The organism is Chitinophaga horti (assembly GCF_022867795.2).
Classification (GTDB): Bacteria; Bacteroidota; Bacteroidia; order Chitinophagales; family Chitinophagaceae; genus Chitinophaga; species Chitinophaga horti.
The window spans coordinates 606,918-622,672 of record NZ_CP107006.1 but is presented as its reverse complement, the minus strand read 5'-3'; the positions used below and the strand labels follow the sequence as shown (position 1 = coordinate 622,672).

17 protein-coding genes and 3 tRNA genes are annotated in these 15,755 nt (G+C 49.3%); 9 read left to right on the top strand and 11 right to left on the bottom strand.

Annotated features, from left to right (window positions below):
* Window positions 1-26: 26 nt before the first annotated feature.
* The 4 genes from MKQ68_RS02805 to MKQ68_RS02790 form a co-directional block, all read right to left on the bottom strand.
* A tRNA-Gly gene (locus MKQ68_RS02805) sits at window positions 27-99 on the bottom strand.
* Between the two features lie 50 nt (window positions 100-149).
* Window positions 150-222: transfer RNA gene (locus tag MKQ68_RS02800), tRNA-Gly, on the bottom strand.
* Window positions 223-392: 170 nt separating this feature from the next.
* Window positions 393-1,010 (bottom strand): HAD family hydrolase, encoded by a 618-nt coding sequence (locus MKQ68_RS02795; RefSeq protein WP_264281985.1) that lies wholly within the window; start codon window positions 1,008-1,010, stop codon window positions 393-395.
* A 67-nt stretch (window positions 1,011-1,077) separates the two neighbouring features.
* Window positions 1,078-2,316, bottom strand: coding sequence for a DUF2130 domain-containing protein (locus MKQ68_RS02790; RefSeq protein WP_264281984.1), 1,239 nt, complete (start codon window positions 2,314-2,316; stop codon window positions 1,078-1,080).
* Between the two features lie 434 nt (window positions 2,317-2,750).
* On the opposite strand from MKQ68_RS02790, the gene MKQ68_RS02785 reads away from it, so the two are divergent.
* The 3 genes from MKQ68_RS02785 to MKQ68_RS02775 all read left to right on the top strand — a co-directional run bounded on the left by MKQ68_RS02785 (window position 2,751) and on the right by MKQ68_RS02775 (window position 4,078).
* A complete protein-coding gene (locus MKQ68_RS02785; RefSeq protein ID WP_264281983.1) occupies window positions 2,751-3,302 on the top strand; it encodes an SHOCT domain-containing protein in 552 nt (183 codons plus the stop codon).
* A gap of 151 nt (window positions 3,303-3,453) precedes the next feature.
* Window positions 3,454-3,672, top strand: a complete 219-nt coding sequence (locus MKQ68_RS02780) for a hypothetical protein (protein ID WP_264281982.1) — start codon at window positions 3,454-3,456, stop codon at window positions 3,670-3,672.
* Window positions 3,644-4,078, top strand: coding sequence for a hypothetical protein (locus MKQ68_RS02775; protein WP_244845273.1), 435 nt, complete (start codon window positions 3,644-3,646; stop codon window positions 4,076-4,078). Before MKQ68_RS02780 ends, MKQ68_RS02775 begins: the two co-directional genes overlap by 29 nt.
* A gap of 216 nt (window positions 4,079-4,294) precedes the next feature.
* On the opposite strand, the gene MKQ68_RS02770 is transcribed toward MKQ68_RS02775, so the two are convergent.
* Together MKQ68_RS02770 and MKQ68_RS02765 are read right to left on the bottom strand one after the other, a co-directional pair.
* Window positions 4,295-4,378 (bottom strand) — tRNA-Leu (locus tag MKQ68_RS02770).
* A 75-nt stretch (window positions 4,379-4,453) separates the two neighbouring features.
* Complete coding sequence (locus MKQ68_RS02765) at window positions 4,454-5,602, bottom strand: sensor histidine kinase (RefSeq protein ID WP_264281981.1); 1,149 nt, start codon at window positions 5,600-5,602, stop codon at window positions 4,454-4,456.
* 140 nt (window positions 5,603-5,742) lie between these two features.
* On the opposite strand from MKQ68_RS02765, the gene MKQ68_RS02760 reads away from it, so the two are divergent.
* Together MKQ68_RS02760 and MKQ68_RS02755 are read left to right on the top strand one after the other, a co-directional pair.
* Window positions 5,743-6,783: a glycosyltransferase family 2 protein gene (locus MKQ68_RS02760; protein ID WP_264281980.1), complete on the top strand. Its 1,041-nt coding sequence runs from the start codon at window positions 5,743-5,745 to the stop codon at window positions 6,781-6,783.
* 47 nt (window positions 6,784-6,830) lie between these two features.
* Window positions 6,831-7,028: a hypothetical protein gene (locus MKQ68_RS02755; RefSeq protein WP_264281979.1), complete on the top strand. Its 198-nt coding sequence runs from the start codon at window positions 6,831-6,833 to the stop codon at window positions 7,026-7,028.
* Window positions 7,029-7,151: 123 nt separating this feature from the next.
* Here the strand turns inward: MKQ68_RS02755 and MKQ68_RS02750 are convergent, their stop codons facing one another.
* Both MKQ68_RS02750 and proB read right to left on the bottom strand, forming a co-directional pair.
* Window positions 7,152-8,396, bottom strand: a complete 1,245-nt coding sequence (locus tag MKQ68_RS02750; RefSeq protein WP_264281978.1) for a glutamate-5-semialdehyde dehydrogenase — start codon at window positions 8,394-8,396, stop codon at window positions 7,152-7,154.
* A gap of 3 nt (window positions 8,397-8,399) precedes the next feature.
* Window positions 8,400-9,428, bottom strand: a complete 1,029-nt coding sequence (proB, locus tag MKQ68_RS02745) for a glutamate 5-kinase (protein WP_264281977.1) — start codon at window positions 9,426-9,428, stop codon at window positions 8,400-8,402.
* 109 nt (window positions 9,429-9,537) lie between these two features.
* Between proB and MKQ68_RS02740 the strand changes: the two genes are divergently transcribed.
* The 3 genes from MKQ68_RS02740 to MKQ68_RS02730 all read left to right on the top strand — a co-directional run bounded on the left by MKQ68_RS02740 (window position 9,538) and on the right by MKQ68_RS02730 (window position 11,847).
* Window positions 9,538-10,404 (top strand): dienelactone hydrolase family protein, encoded by an 867-nt coding sequence (locus MKQ68_RS02740; RefSeq protein WP_244845283.1) that lies wholly within the window; start codon window positions 9,538-9,540, stop codon window positions 10,402-10,404.
* A gap of 167 nt (window positions 10,405-10,571) precedes the next feature.
* Window positions 10,572-11,213: a DUF4136 domain-containing protein gene (locus MKQ68_RS02735; RefSeq protein WP_264281976.1), complete on the top strand. Its 642-nt coding sequence runs from the start codon at window positions 10,572-10,574 to the stop codon at window positions 11,211-11,213.
* 13 nt (window positions 11,214-11,226) lie between these two features.
* Window positions 11,227-11,847: an outer membrane beta-barrel protein gene (locus tag MKQ68_RS02730; protein WP_244845286.1), complete on the top strand. Its 621-nt coding sequence runs from the start codon at window positions 11,227-11,229 to the stop codon at window positions 11,845-11,847.
* Between the two features lie 129 nt (window positions 11,848-11,976).
* On the opposite strand, the gene MKQ68_RS02725 is transcribed toward MKQ68_RS02730, so the two are convergent.
* Window positions 11,977-12,990, bottom strand: a complete 1,014-nt coding sequence (locus MKQ68_RS02725) for an FAD:protein FMN transferase (RefSeq protein WP_264281975.1) — start codon at window positions 12,988-12,990, stop codon at window positions 11,977-11,979.
* A complete protein-coding gene (locus MKQ68_RS02720) occupies window positions 12,977-14,155 on the bottom strand; it encodes an acyl-CoA dehydrogenase family protein (protein WP_264281974.1) in 1,179 nt (392 codons plus the stop codon). The genes MKQ68_RS02725 and MKQ68_RS02720 overlap by 14 nt, the downstream gene beginning before the upstream one ends.
* A gap of 152 nt (window positions 14,156-14,307) precedes the next feature.
* Between MKQ68_RS02720 and MKQ68_RS02715 the strand changes: the two genes are divergently transcribed.
* Window positions 14,308-14,736, top strand: a complete 429-nt coding sequence (locus MKQ68_RS02715; RefSeq protein ID WP_264281972.1) for a YciI family protein — start codon at window positions 14,308-14,310, stop codon at window positions 14,734-14,736.
* Between the two features lie 93 nt (window positions 14,737-14,829).
* Here MKQ68_RS02715 and pyrF read toward each other — a convergent pair whose 3' ends face one another.
* Entirely contained in the window at window positions 14,830-15,639 is an 810-nt protein-coding gene (gene pyrF, locus MKQ68_RS02710) for an orotidine-5'-phosphate decarboxylase (RefSeq protein ID WP_264281971.1), read from the bottom strand.
* Between the last annotated feature and the right edge of the window lie 116 nt (window positions 15,640-15,755).

The window sequence follows — 15,755 nt, the reverse complement described above, 5'->3', positions numbered from 1 at the left end:
TCAATCGATCAGGCTTTTTTGTGTTGAGCGGAAGACCGGGCTCGAACCGGCCACCCCGACCTTGGCAAGGTCGTGCTCTACCAAATGAGCTACTTCCGCGTGGTGGTAGTGAATGAAAAAGCCCGATCATTGATCAGGCTTTTTTGCTGAGCGGAAGACCGGGCTCGAACCGGCCACCCCGACCTTGGCAAGGTCGTGCTCTACCAAATGAGCTACTTCCGCGGGTGTTTTTAAGAACTGTTTCCCTGTTTGGGATTGCAAAGATAGGAAAGAGATCAATTCCTCCAAATATTTTTTTGAATTTCTCTGCAATAAGAACAAAGCCGTTCTTTGAAAAGCCCGGCCACACTGCGTTAACACACGAATGCGTATGATAAAAAACAGGCGTTCGCTTACAAAATCTGCTTCTCCTTCAACACCGTTTCCAGTGCCTCCGGCGAAGTGAAATGGATCGATTCTATTCCAAAGTCTTCCGCCGCTTTTACGTTGCGCAGGTTATCGTCAATGAAGATCGCGTGCTTGGCATCGATACTGAAACGGTCGAGCAGTAATTGATAAAATGCCGCATGCGGTTTACGCATTTTCTCCGTGCCCGATACCAATATCCCATCGAACCACTTAAAGAACGGATAAATTTCCATCGCGATCGGGAAAGTTTCATCCGACCAGTTAGTGAGCGCATAAATCTTATACTTACCACTTTCGTTCAGCTGCCTGAATATCTCCACCGTACCTTCCAGCGCGCCGTTCAGCATTTCGGGCCAGCGGCCATAAAACGCACGTATCTGCGTCTCGAACGTTGGGTGCTGCGCTACCAGCAGGTCTGTGGCTTCCTGCAAGCGACGGCCGCCATCCTGCTCCTCGTTCCAATCGGAAGTGCACACGTTCGCGAGGAAGTGTTCCATCTCCTTTTCGTCTGTAAATATCTTTTTGTAGAGATACCTGGGGTTCCAGTCCACGAGTACTGCCCCAAGATCGAAGATGATGGTGTGATATGTTTTATGCTCCATGTTCTAAAAATACAATGCCGCTTTCGAAGGATCAAAAAAGCGGCATTGAAAATAATGTTAAATAGATTTAATCGAGGTAGTTTTCGGAAGCATCTTCGAGCAGTCGCAGATCCACTGAATCAGTACCGGCAATGCCTTCGATGGAGCCTTTAATGTGGGCGGCGTTAAGCAACACCTTCTCCAGTTGCTTCTCGCGGGCCTTCCACAGTTTCTCCATCGCATCCCTTTCCTTCTGGATCGATATTTTCATGGCCATGAAACCCTCGCGGATCGCTTTCCATTGTTCTGCGAACTCGCTGCTCGTGAGGTAATGGTATAACAAGTGCATTTTATCTCCCTTGTTATCCTGTGTTTTCTGCACACCGAATACCTTTAGCACGCCCGCACGCAATACGTACGCCAGGCTTTTCACCTCGGCGAACGTACAAATCCAAACACCCTCTCTCTCCCCAAAGCGATCGAGATCACGGGGCATAGTTTGTGTAACGAGTACGGCTACGTCGGCTCCCTGGCTACGCATATCGGCCTTTAATTTTTCTACCCACTGGGGCGAAAACTCCTTGGTGCGTTTGCTCTCGTAGATGATCTTTCCACACTCCTGCCCGAACTGGTTGCGCACCGTCTGGAAACAGTCGGCCCCTTTCACACCTTTACCCACTTCACTTACGGTATCAAAAGGGAAAGCTGCACGCAGCATATCTTCCAGTGCCAGTTCCTGCACCTCTCCCTGTAACTGCATGGAGCCTTGTTCCGCCTTCCGCTTCATCTCTTCGGCCAGCTTACGCTGATCGTCCAGCTGTTTTTCCATTTCCTTTAACCGCATCTGGAACTCTGTTTCCCGCAAGGCAGTACGCTCCGCTTCTTCACGGCGTATTTTTTCCGAAAGATGCCCGCGCTCCTCCAGCATCTTTTTCTGAAGCGTCAGTTCCAGCTCTTCTTCCTTCGTTTTCAGTTCATGCTCCTTGCGCAGGAAATCCAGTTCCTTTTGCCTGGCCTCTTTTAATTTCTCCTCGTTATCGTGATTGGATTGTTTAAGTAGTTGCAACTGGTTCTCGAAATCCGCTGCCATGGTACGGCGAATATCCTCCGACAGACTTTCCTGCAGGCGGCGTTTCTCGAGTTGTAGTTCGGTTTGTAGTTTACGGCTAAAGTCTTCGCTTTGTTTCAGGCGTTCCTGTTCGAGTTGTTGTTGCTTCTGGGCAAGCTGTTGTTTTTCCTGGTTCAGCGCATCTGTGCGTCGTCTCCATTCGGCTTCCATTTTGCCACGCATCTCCTTTTCTATATCAGCCGCAAATGCATCCTCCATTACAAAGTGATGTTTGCAATTAGGACAGGTTATTGAAGTTCCCATATTCACATGATGTTAAAAGCAATTTAAAACTAGGCACAGTTAGCGCATTGTATTTGCGCATGTGGTAAAGGTAAAGCAAAATGGGATTGAAAATAAATCTTGTATAAAGGAGCGATGAGATACGCTTAATTAAAGAGCGAATCAAATACTAACGATGGTAGGCATTTGGCTCATATACTCTAAATAGCTATCTTTGAAGCCTCCAATTTTTCGAAAACGAGCTTCATAAAGGCCTATTAATTAAGGGCTACAACAGCACCCTTTAGGGCCAACCCAAAAGACCGTTTCCCCTCCGACAATACCGTTTTCATAACGAAAGCAAATTGCGAGTTTGCTTATCGTGACAGCATATGTCACACACAATAAATATCATTCTTAAACCTCAGACTATGCAAAAAATTGTTGCAGTATTATCTCTTCTCGTGGCATCGGTAAATACAGTAGCTCAAACTCAAAACTTCCCTACGCTTAAAGAAGCGAAGGAGGCTACAAAGAATGGTTATAAAACTAAGTCAGGCTGGGTTATCAGGGAAGGAGACAGAATAAATATTGGAAAACCGGCTACTGGCGAGAAGCGCTTTGCATATATCTATAATGCTCCGGGATTAGCCCTCGACTTAAGTAAGACCCCAATGGAACGCAACTGGTCAGGCAAATCTGCGACTGTAAGGAACATCACATACAATGGCTCCAAACGATCAGGATTTTCAGTCATCCTTGTAATTAATGTAGCAATGATGGTCAATTACTGGGTAGAGATAGATAATGCAATTGAAGATGAAGAAATCCTGATTCCTGCTGAATTTGCTAAAAACAAAGAAAAGTCGCCCTCGACCGGAGGATCAGTGGCCGACGAACTAAAAAAGCTCAAAGAACTTCTGGATGCTGGCGCGATTACGCAAGCGGAATACGATGACCAAAAGAAAAAACTTCTTGACTAACCAACTAATTTCTTACGGGAATTTAACAAACACCATAAAACTGTAATAGGATGGTTAAAACCAAAACATGTTATAAAAATAAACCATAACTATATTTATATTTGCACACAATTTGCTATTATTACATCCGAACAAGTTGAATCGAACTGTTATGATTGAAATTAAGCCAAGCCTCCCTAAGCTCGATGATGAGCGTATATTGTCAGCTGCGGCTTTTGTAAAGCTGTTTGAGCGTGACAGACATGCTATTGAATCTGCCAAATTCATTGCTCCTAAACTTGGAAGTGAGAATATTGCCGGTTATGTGCGAGTTAAATTCAAGCAAAAACCGCGCGTAAACTATGACTTCACAAAGCTCAAAACCAAATAACGGCAACAATAACCTCCCTACTACCGAAATCATGCAGCAATGGCTGCAGAATCAAAAAGAAGAACAAAAAACGAAGCAATTAGAACTCGAAATCCAAAAGGATGAAAACCAGAAAACTTTCGAGCTGGCAAAAGAAAACCTAAAGCTTCAGGCTGAATATATGAAAGATGCACCCCGACATCTTCTCAAGCGGAATTTTCTGGTGTTAGGTTTCTTCACCATCATACTTTTAATTGTAGTCGGATTTATGGGATATTGCGTTTATCTGGGTAAGGCCGATATTGCTATGCGCATCCTAGAAGTCGTATCGACCGCAATTCTTAGCGGTGGCGGTGGTTACTTTGCGGGTAAAAACGCGAAACAGAAAAAGGGTGGCGGTCCGTCAGATGACCTTCCGCAGGATTAAATATTCACCGCCTTGGAAGTGTCTTATGTTTCATCGATTGATAATCACTGTACTCGTCGTTGATCTATTATTTAGACGAGTAGTCTCTTAAAAATCTGTCAAGTTGACTATTCATACCCGGCGCTGCACTTTGAAACTTAGCGTTGTCCCTTTTCCGTCCCCGTAGGGTATATAAAACGGAAAACCCGCTCTAAGAGCGGGTTTGTAATACCGTTGTGCGGAAGAAGAGATTCGAACTCTCAAGCCCTTTCGGGCACTACCACCTCAAAGTAGCGCGTCTACCAATTTCGCCACCTCCGCGGCTGATTAGGGTGTGCAAAAATAAACTGTTTTTTATAACCAGCAAATTTGTTTTTAACTTTTTTGAAATTTGTCTCATTTCCGCAGCAAAATCCGGAACGTCGTACCCTTGTTTACTTCCGACGATTTTACGAACAATCGTCCCTTGTGATACTCATCTATTATACGTTTCGCCAGCGAAAGACCTAATCCCCAGCCCCGCTTTTTTGTACTGAAACCGGGCCGAAAAACTTTTTCATGATAGCCTTTCGGGATGCCTTTACCGGTATCGCTCACATCAATCACCACATGCGCCGGGTGATTATCGATGCGCACATGTATACTTCCCTTGCCTTCCATCGCATCCAATGCGTTCTTCAACAGGTTCTCTATTACCCAGTCAAACAGCGGCGGCGATATCATCAGCGGAATGTCGGGTGCACTGCTTTCCATGGTGAACTGTATCTTCTGCGAGGCGCGTTTGCGGATATAGTCGAGCATGTTCGTGATCTGTTGCACCACGTCGCGTTCTTCCAGCTGCGGCACGCTGCCTATCTTCGAAAAGCGGTCGGTGATCAGTTTCAGGCGATCCACGTCTTTTGTCAGCTCTACCACAAATGCGCGGTTCTCTTCCTTGTCCTTCAAGATTTCCAGCCAGGCTTCGATCGAGGATAAGGGCGTTCCCAACTGGTGCGCGGTTTCCTTGGCCATGCCTACCCACACCTGGTTTTGCGTGGCCTTACTGGTGGAGGATAGCGCAAACCATACTACGCCAATGAACAGTGCCACCACCATCAGTTGTATGTAAGGATAATACCGCACCTGCTTCAGGATGAGCGAATCTCCATAATAGATGTAACTGTACATTTTTTGCGCGGTGTCCATCTGCATAGCGAAGGGCTGGTGCTGCTTGCGGAAAATGATCAGCTGTTCCTTCAGGTAGTTTGGTTGCTGCACCACGGCGTTGGAGTCCAGGTTACGATGGTCGAGGATATTGCCTTTTTCGTCGGTAAGTATGAGGGGAATGGTGGTATTATTGGTCACGATCTCTACGGCCAGGTTCAGGTTCGCGTCTGACGAGGCCTGTAGCAGCTCTTTATTGGCTTCCACCCAATTGGCTACTTTCTTCGTTTCTTCCTGCTGTATCTTTTCGGAAAGGTTGGTGGCAAACCAGATGGTAGCGGCAATAATGGCGGCGGCTACGGCCACCAGTATGAACTTCCATCCCAGGTATTGTTTAAACATGCTGTGTATACAGGTTCTTTAACGTTTTAAATATAGGAATATTTTCGCGGGAGCCCCGGAACTTAATTGCATTATTAAATGGCTTTGTTGCATATTTGCAGCGCTAAAAATCCTTTTTCACGCGTTAAACGATCAAACGTTTGCCTGTATTGCCATCAGTAGCGGTAGTTATTCTTAACTGGAACGGCAGAAGCTTCCTCGAAAGCTTCCTGCCCTCGGTATGTGCATCCACGTACGGTAACCTGCGCATCATACTGGCCGACAATGCCTCTACAGACGACAGCGTTGCGTTTACCATGCAGCACTTCCCACAGGTAGAGATCATTCGCAATGAAAAAAACAGCGGTTTTGCAGGTGGCTACAACGAGGCCCTGCAGCTGGTAAAATCGGATTATTACGTGCTGCTGAACCAGGACGTGGAAGTGGAACCCAACTGGATCGAACCAGTCATCAAACTGATGGAAAGCGACGCAAAAATCGCCGCCTGTCAACCTAAACTGCGCGCCTACGCCAGCAAAGACGAGTTCGAGTATGCAGGCGCTGCCGGCGGTTGGATGGATGTTCTCGGTTACACGTTCTGCCGCGGCCGCATTCTTTATACAACCGAAAAAGATTACGGACAGTACGACGACGACCAGGATGTGTTCTGGGCTACGGGTGCCGCGCTGTTCATCCGCTCCGCCTGTTTTCACGAGGTAGGCGGTTTCGACCCATTCTTTTTTGCGCATATGGAAGAGGTAGATCTCTGCTGGCGCCTGCAACGCGCCGGTTACCGGGTCTGCTATTGTGCGGAATCCCGCGTGTACCATGTGGGGGGAGGCAGTTTGCCGCAGGGCAACCCGCGTAAGCTGTACCTCAATTTCCGGAACAACCTCATCATGTTGTATAAAAACCTGCACGCGGGCGATAAGGTGATCATTTTACCCCAGCGCTTTTTCCTCGATCTGCTGGCGGCGGCTAAAAGTCTGGCCGCGGGCAAACCGAACGATGCGAGGGCCATTTTCAGGGCGTATCGTCATTATCGCAGCTGGCGGCGTAAGGTATGGCCGGGGTACGAGGACGATGGATTGCCCCGCCCCAGGCTGCTGAGCCTCAACGGCGTTTTCCCGGGCATCATGATCTGGCGCTACTATTTCCTCGGGCGCAATAAATTTTCTGACCTGGCAGGCAAAAAAAAGTAGGGATTCAAAATTTTCCTTTGTAAGTTTGCAACGCGAAAAATAATTATATGGAGAATACAGTTGAAAATAGCAAGGACATTACGACCAACTGGGTAACATCTTCCCGTTTCTTTTTTTATGTGATGATCGGTTGTATCGTTGCAATGTCTCTGGGCGGCTGCTATGGCCTGTTCACGCACCGTTATAAAGGCAAACCCAAAGTAACAATCCCTGAAAGCACCTTATACAATCCAAAGTATAAATAGTTTTCTGTAATAGTATATCGTTTAAAAGCCATCTTGTCATCAAGATGGCTTTTTTTATTTCTTCTTTTGGCCTTAGCCTCATCACGCTCTTCATCCGCCGTTGCGTCGCACACATCAACCGTATTAACGCACCTGGCCTTCTCCCCTCACAAACCATTTTTCGGTTACCAGCTTTTCCAACGCAAACGGTCCGCGGGCATGCAGCTTTTGGGTGGAGATACCAATCTCCGCTCCTAACCCAAATACACCGCCATCGGTAAACCGGGTGGAGGCATTTACGTACACCGCTGCCGCATCCACCTCATTCAAAAACCGCTCACTCAACGCCGCATCCTGCGACACGATGGCCTCCGAATGCTTCGAAGAATACCGGCGGATATGTGCCAGCGCCTCGTCCAGCCCGTTCAGCACTTTAATGGAACATTTAAAATCCAGGAACTCACGGCCAAAATCCTCCGGCGTGGCGGGAAACAGCTTTTCATACCCCGCTGCCTTTAGCAAGGGATAAGCGATTTCGTCTGCGTAGATCTCCACGTTCCAGGCGGCCAGCTGCGGCGCGAGTAATGGCAAAAAATCCGCCACTACGGCCTCATCCACCAGCACGGTATCCAACGCATTGCACACCGACGGACGGGAAACTTTCGCGTTCGTTACAATGGCGGCGGCCCTTTCCTGGTCGGCTGTCTTTTCCACGTAAGTATGGCAAACGCCTGCCCCGGTCTCGATCACGGGCACACGCGAGTTTTCACGCACATACTCGATCAGCTGCTGGGAGCCACGCGGAATGATAATATCCACGTACTTCTCCGCTGCCAGCAGGTCGGCCACCAGGCTGCGGTCGGGCGGCAACAGTTGTACCGCATTCGTATCCACCCCAAATAAACCCAAACTTTCGCGAATGAGACTTACCAGGATGGTGTTGGTATCAAATGCGTCGGAGCCGCCGCGTAATAAACATACGTTGCCCGAGCGAATACATAAGGCCGCCACATCCACCGTCACGTTCGGGCGCGATTCGTAAATAACGCCCACGACGCCCAATGGCACGGATTTCTTCTGGATAAACAGGCCATTGTCCATCCGGCGCTCCAGCAACACCTGGTTAGCGGGATCCGGCAGGTCGGCTACCTCGTTAAGACTCGTCGCCAGTCCGGCTATACGGCTTGCATCCAGTAATAACCTATCCTTTTTAGGATCGGCATCCGGCATGCGGTCGAGGTCTTTTTTATTTTCGATGATAATGGCTTCGGTTTGTTCCAGGATGCGCGCCGACAAATGGCGCAGCAGTTGCTGGCGTTTGCCGTCTTCCAGCGCGCGTATGGCGGCTGTGGCGGCCTGGGCCTGTTCCAGTAAAAGTTGAATAGACATATGCTACAATAATACGATCTCGTCGGCGTGCGCAACTTCCAGGTTCTGTGCTTTGCTGTCCACCGCATCCGAAGCCACTTTGGCCCTGCCTACGGCGATTACCGCGTTATCTTCATTTACAATTTCGATTACTTCACCGCATTCAAACTTCTCCAATACGGCTTTTACGCCCACCGCCAGCAGGCTATGTCGTTTCTCCAATGCCTTTTGTGCGCCGCTGTCCACCTGCACCTTGCCAATCGCGAGGCTGCCACTGGCGAGCCATTTACGGCGGGCCGACATATTATTGGGCTGCGGCAGGCACAGTGTACCTGTTTTGCCTTCGATCGCTTTCAAAATGCCGTCTGGCGTGCTTACACCAAATATCACCACCTGTATACCCATATTAGTGGCTAAACGCGCGAAGGTGAGTTTAGACACCATCCCGCCCAATCCGAGCGATGACTTCCTTTTATCTGCCAGCGAAAACGCAGCTTTGTCGATTACATCGATCTGCGGTACGATGTTGCCTTCCTTATCCAGCACACCCGCCACAGAAGTACTGAACAACAGCATCGATGCACCAAAACCAACCGCGATGAGGGTCGCCAGCTCGTCGTTATCGGAAAACTTTAGTTCCAGGCTGCTCACCACATCATTTTCATTCGCAATGGGAATGATGCCGCTGGCCCACAGCTCCTCGTATGTTTTGTGTAACTGCAAAAACTGGTCGCGGTTAGAAAAGTGTTGACGCTCGCAAAGACTTTGTGCAATGGAAATACCGTACGGCTCGAAGTACCTGGAATATTTATTCAGTAAGATAGGATTACCGATAGATGCGGCGGCCTTACGCTCGCTGATGGTGCCGCCATAATCGCGGATGAAACGTTTGCCTGCAGCCACCGCGCCGGATGAGACCAGCACTACATTGTACTGCGCATGAATAGCTGCTACCTGCCGCGCCACTTCGGCGATCACGGCTTCGTTGAGTTCACCGTTTTCTTTGGTGATGGAGGCGGTCCCAAACTTAATAACTACAATAGGCTTGTTCAAAGTTCACATTCATTTAGAGCCAACAAAATATTGAAAAAGCGCGGTTTTTCTTAGCGTTCCGTCATCTTTAAAAATTCGTATCTTTCTATTCAGCTAAATTCCCCATCACATGGACCAGAAAATTATCAACCTTTTTGATGAATATACCCATAAGCCGCTCAAACGGGAGGACTTCCTCCGCCGCCTGGCGCAAATCACCGGCAGCGTGGCCGCGGCTATGACCATACTCCCCTTGCTGGAGGCTAATTACGCACATGCCGCCACTGTTCCGGATACGTTCAAAGGCATCACCGCAGAAGATATTACGTACCCGGGCGATAATGTGACCATGAAAGGTTACCTCGTTAAACCAGATAACCTCAAAGCTGGTGAAAAACGCGGCGCCGTTATCGTCATCCACGAAAACCGCGGCCTCAACCCGCATATCCGCGACGTTGCCCGTCGCGTAGCCGCCGCCGGTTACATCGCGCTGGCACCGGATGCACTGTCGCCCTTCGGCGGTACGCCGGCCAATGAAGATGAGGCCCGCGGACTGTTTGGCAAGCTGGACGCCAAACAGAACCTGAACAGCTTCATCAAAGGGTTCGATTACCTGAAAGCGCTCCCAGAAAGCAACGGCAAAACAGCCGCTGTTGGCTTCTGTTGGGGCGGCGCGCTCACCAATCAGCTGGCAGTAAACGATCCTACCCTCGACGCAGGTGCTGCCTTTTACGGCATGCAACCCGCTGCGGCAGATGTGCCGAAGATCAAAGCGCGCTTGCAATTGCATTATGGCGAAAAAGACGAGCGGGTGAATGCGGGCATTGCGGCCTACGAGGAGGCGCTAAAAGCGGCTAACATCAACTACGAAGTATTCATTTATGGCGGCGCGCAACATGCTTTTCATAACGATACCGCAGGGCCGCGTTATGACAAGGCTTCTGCGGAAAAGGCGTGGGCGCGTACGCTACAGTTGTTCAAAGAAACGATCTTCTGATAAAGCGGTCGCGGTGGCTTCACTGCCACCAGGACATTTATCGCTTATACTTTTCCTCATTTTCGCAAGCTTCCTTAACAAAACTTTAGAATTACATTAACAAAACCCCAGTAAACCTGGCATTTCTTTCTATATCTAATAGGCGTGGATTAAAAAACGCCTGATATATGAAAAGAGTAACCATGTTTATGAGTTTGGCGGTAGTGGCAACAGTTCTGCTCGCCAGTTGCAGAAAGCAACCGCTGGACAATCTCACAGAAGAGGAATCAAGAATTTACATCACCAACCATGACGAAACAGCTGACTTTAAAACGTATGCAACGTTCAGCATCGTCGACTCTGTAGCGGTGATCAGCAACGCCGGGGCGAAAAAAGAACTGACCAGTTATGATCAGCAATTGATCGCAGCGGTAAAAGCACAGCTGGAAGCGCGCGGCTATACGGCCGTGGGCAAAGAAGCTAAACCAGACCTTGCGGTAAACCTTAGCCGCATCGATAATACTTCTTACTCCGCCGCCTGGACACCCGGCTACTGGAGCGGCTGGCCCGGCTATTGGGACACCGGCTACTGGGGCTTCCCTGGCTATGGCTACTACTGGCCTTCTTACTACACGGTTTTCCAAAACCGCGAACGTTCTGTCAGCATCGATATGCTTGACCTGAAAAACAGCGCCGGTAAGGAAGGCAACCAGCTGACCGCCGTATGGAACGCTATGTTGCGTGGCAGTGGGGTATGGAGCAGCAATAATATCAGCAGTATGGTAAAAGCAGTGTTCGACCAGTCGGCTTACCTGCAAACACTCAATTAAAAAAAGGATGAAGATGAAAAAGATCGCAATAATGTTACTGCTCGTTACCGCTGGTGCCGGTCTTCACAAAGCCGCCGCGCAGAGCAGGTCTCCGTTATCCGTAAACTTCAATTATTCCATCGCACAACCTAACGGCTCCCTCAGCGATTATGCCGGCAACACCAGCTTCCGCGGCTGGAAGGCAGGCATCAACTACTCGCTGAACGACCGGTTCAGCCTGGGTTTAGGCTTTGGTTTTAACGACTTCTACGAAAAAACTGACCGTATGGTGTATCCCGATAAAGGATCCGACATTTCCGCGGTGCAGCAACGTACGCTGCAGGTGTTGCCGATACAGGCTGTAGGTCAATATAATTTCGCGAAAGCAGACGCAAAGGTGATTCCTTATGGTAGCCTGGGCATTGGTGCGGCGAACATGAATTACGAAAAATATTGGGGCGAGTTCGTGGACAAATCGAACAAATGGTCGTTCCTGGTGAGTCCGGAACTGGGTATTAACGTGCCTTTCGGTAAATACTCACCGGTGATGTTCAATGCGAGCGTACAGTATAACTATGCGCCGTACAACTTCAGCGAGATCAGCGGCTTCAATTCGTTGCAAGGAAATATAGGTATCAAAGTACATATCCATTAAAAAACTTAGCATACACAGGACTGTTTTCCAATAGTGAAGTGTGAGAATGGCGGAAGGCCGCTCCCGAAAAGGGGCGGCCTCATTTTTTCATCGCATGAGAGTGACCTCATTTTTTACATTACATTGCGCTTATTTTTTCATCATCTCCAGGAAACCGGGCGAATACGCTTCTTTCGTTTCGCCCTTTTTTTTGGTGAAGATGTAAGCCGCTTCAAGACGTAGTTCCGGGTGTTGGCGAATAAACTTCAACCCCTTCTCCGGCCCCCAGAGCATCAATGCATTATCAAATGCGTCGGAAGTGATGCAATCGTCGGCCACCACTGTTACACTGATCACGTTACTATGCAACGCAATACCCGTTTTGGGATCGATCGTGTGCGCATATCTTGTTTTGCCCTCATCGAAAAAGCGGCGGTAGTTGCCACTGGTCGCAATGGATTTTTGCGCGAGGTACAGGAGTGCCTGTTGCGGACGGGCGGCTGCGCCGGACGGGCGTTCGATGCCCACACTCCAGCTATTACCGCGGGCATTCACACCCTTGGCACGCAGCTCCCCTCCCACATCTACCAGGTAATTCGCAATTCCACAGCTTTCCAGCAAACGAGCCACACAATCTGTTGTATACCCTTGTGCCACACCATTTGCATCGATCTGCACCTGCGCTTTCTTTTTTATCAACGAATCGCCTTTCACCTGTAAAAGCTTGTAACCGGTGAATTGCAGCGCGTAACGAATACTATCGGCCGATGGCTTACGCTGATGCCGTATCACCCCAAATCCCCAGAGATCTACCAGTGGCTTAACGGTAATATCGAATGCGCCCTTTGTCGCCCTGCTCACTTCCTGCGCACGTTTGACCACCGTACGCATATGCGCATCCATCAACACCCCACGCTCGCTTTCGTTAAAGCGGTTGATCAAAGATGCCGGCTGCCATAGCGAAAGCGAAGCATCGATCTCCCGGAACAAGGCAGTCACCTGTGGTTGCAGCGAAACAGTATCCTCCGAAAGATATTTTACAATGTAATAAGTACCCTGTGCCTGACCCTCGAACGTGACTAGTCGCTGGCTATGGCTGTGCAGGCTGCCGCACAGGCAGGCGATTAAAAGGAAAGCGCGGAACATCAGTCTATTTAAACGCATTTTGGCCGGTAATATCCATACCGGTGATCAGTAAATGAATTTCGTGGGTGCCTTCATAAGTCACCACACTCTCCAGGTTCATGAGGTGCCGCATGATGGGATACTCGCCCGCAATGCCCATGGCACCCAGTATCTGACGGGCATCGTGTGCAATCTTCAACGCGGTTTCGCAGGCATTTCGTTTAGCCATGGATATCTGTTCGGGACGCGCTTTGTTTTCGTTCTTCAACACGCCTAACCGCCAGTTCATGAGCTGCGCCTTGGTGATCTCGGTCACCATTTCGGCCAGTTTCTTTTGTGTTAATTGGAAGCCCGCTATAGGCCTGTCGAACTGCACCCGCTCCTGCGCATAACGTAAAGCCGTGTCGTAACAATCCATCGCCGCACCGATAGCGCCCCAGGCAATGCCGTAGCGGGCAGCGTCCAGGCAGGACAGCGGCGCCTTTAACCCGCGGGCCTCCGCTAATATGTTGGATTTAGGGATGCGTACATTATCAAGCACCAGTTCGCCGGTGGCGCTCGCCCGCAGGCTCCATTTACCTTTTGTTTCCGGGGTCGAGAAGCCTTCCATGCCGCGCTCCACAATCACGCCACGCACTTTGCGATCGGGGTCTTTGGCCCACACAATAGCTATATCTGCAAAGGGCGCATTGGAAATCCACATCTTCGCGCCGTTGAGGATAATATGGTCGCCGTCTTCATCAAAGTAAGTAAGCATACCGGCGGGGTTGGAGCCGAAATCTGGCTCTGTGAGGCCGAAGCAGCCCATCATCTCGCCCGTAGCCAGTTTAGGAAGATATTTACGTTTCTGTTCCTCGCTGCCGTACTGCAAAATCGGGTACATCACCAGCGAACCCTGTACCGAAGCAGTAGAACGTATCCCGCTATCCCCCCGCTCCAGCTCCTGCATCATGAGCCCGTACGCAATCTGGTCCAGCCCGCCGCCGCCGTATTCGGTGGGAATAGTGGGGCCGAAGCAGCCTAAACTGCCTAATCCGGGTAATAAATGTTTCGGGAACTCGGCGCGCTGGCAATGTTCTTCGATGATCGGGCTGAGCGATTGTTTCACCCATTGTCTCACCGCCTCACGGACTAACTTATGTTCTTCTGACAGCAGATCGTCTACCTGGTAGTAATCGGGCGATTGGAACAGGTCTTGTCGCATATATTTCGTTTAATTATATATTCGGGCTAAAAACCTTCACTGTCAAACATTTCAGCACAGGCACACCATTAGCAAGATACTAAATTATGCCGCAAACGTCCGCAAGTATGGCGAAACTGTTTACCTTCGGGCCCGGAACCAAAAGATCAACTATGACAAAACTGCTACCCGCGTTTTTATTATTTTCCTTCATGGTGCTGATAATGGCCGTCGTTCCGCCCCGCACTTCGGTAGCCATCAATTCGTCCCAGCCAGCGAAACGCTCTGCCCAACCTCAGTTTAAACAATGCTGGCTGGTGTTGCTGACGAAAGGCCCTAACCAGTCGTTCACCACACAACAAACCAATGGCATTCTTAAGGCACATTTCCATCAGGTTCAGCAACTTACGCTAAATGGCAACGCGCTGGCCGCCGGTCCATTTGCTGACAAAAACCCGGACTTACAGGAAATTTTTGTCCTTAACGCGATGGACAGCCTGGAGGCAGATCAATTGATGCAACGCGACACCGCCATTACAACCGGTATTTACAGCTACGAGCTGAAACGCTGGTACGCCATGAACAACGGCCAGACTAAATAGGCCAACCTCACTATCCTGTAACTGTATATCGTTTCTTATTACAAAAAAAGGCACCCCGTACGGAGTGCCTCTCGTCCAAATAATATTTGAAGGCTACAATGCCGACAGGTATTCTGCCATCTCCGCCTGGTAAGCTTTTGCCGCTTCACGCGCATCTTCTGCAAAACGCTCGTCGTTACCCGCATAAATGATCGCACGGCTGGCGTTCACTAACAAACCGGCATCTTTATTCAACCCTTTCTCTGAAATTTCTTTTAAACTACCGCCCTGGGCTCCTACTCCTGGCACCAGAAAGAAGTGATCCGGCAGTATGCGGCGGATAGCAGCAATAGAATCTGCCTGGGTAGCACCTACTACGAACATCATATTATCCGGGCTGCCCCAGCTGGCGGTGGTTTTCATCACCTGTTCATATAAAAGTCCTTCGGAAGTCTGTAGTTGCTGAAAATCCTGGCTGCCTTCGTTAGAGGTGAGTCCCAGTACGATCGCCCACTTCTCTGAAAAACCGAGGAACGGCGTCACGCTATCGCGGCCCATATAAGGCGCAACCGTCACAGAATCAAACCCATAGGTATCGAAGAAAGTTTTAGCGTAATAGGTAGATGTGTTGCCGATATCACCGCGCTTCGCATCTGCAATGGTAAAAATGCCTTTCGGTATATACTCCACCGTACGTTGCAGGCTTTCCCAGCCACGAATGCCCTGGCACTCGTAAAAGGCAGTATTGATCTTGTAAGACACACACAGGTCTTTTGTGGCATCGATGATCGCCTTGTTAAAAGCAAAGATCGGGTCCGGGAGCGACAGCAAATGCTTGGGGATTTTCTGAATATCGGTATCGAGACCAACGCACAAATACGATTTCCGTTCCCGGATTAAGTTCACCAGTTCCTGTCTGTTCATATAATTATTGTTAGGGGCGCAAAGTTAGTGAAATAGTTGACGGTAATATTCGGTTGATTCACCCTCCTTTTAAAGTTCTACCATTTTTTCCAAACCGGGAATTTTGAATTTCCGAA